Genomic DNA, 503 nt, shown 5'->3' with positions numbered 1-503 from the left:
GGCTCGGAGATGGTATAAGAGACAGGACTACCAGGGTATCTAATCCCGTTTGCTCCCCTGGCTTTCGCGCCTCAGCGTCAGTTGTCGTCCAGAAAGCCGCTTTCGCCACTGGTGTTCCTCCTAATATCTACGCATTTCACCGCTACACTAGGAATTCCGCTTTCCTCTCCGATACTCTAGCATCGCAGTTTCGGTCCCCTCACGGGGTTAAGCCCCGCACTTTTAAGACCGACTTACGACGCCGCCTGCGCGCCCTTTACGCCCAATAATTCCGGACAACGCTTGCCACCTACGTATTACCGCGGCTGCTGGCACGTAGTTAGCCGTGGCTTTCTCTTACGGTACCGTCACTTACGACGGGTATTGACCGTCGTACCATTCGTCCCGTATAACAGAACTTTACAACCCGAAGGCCGTCATCGTTCACGCGGCGTTGCTCCGTCAGACTTTCGTCCATTGCGGAAGATTCCCCACTGCTGCCACCCGTAGGCTGTCTCTTATAC

The 503-nt window shown here is 55.1% G+C and carries 1 rRNA gene; it reads right to left on the bottom strand.

Annotated elements, in window-relative coordinates:
* A 16S ribosomal RNA gene (locus IVA74_RS01525) occupies nt 1-503 on the bottom strand; the annotation flags it as partial.

It is taken from the genome of Bradyrhizobium sp. 132, assembly GCF_023074185.1.
Taxonomy (GTDB): Bacteria; Pseudomonadota; Alphaproteobacteria; order Rhizobiales; family Xanthobacteraceae; genus Bradyrhizobium.
The sequence above is the reverse complement of the archived record's forward strand: the minus strand, read 5'-3'. Positions and strand labels throughout refer to the sequence as shown.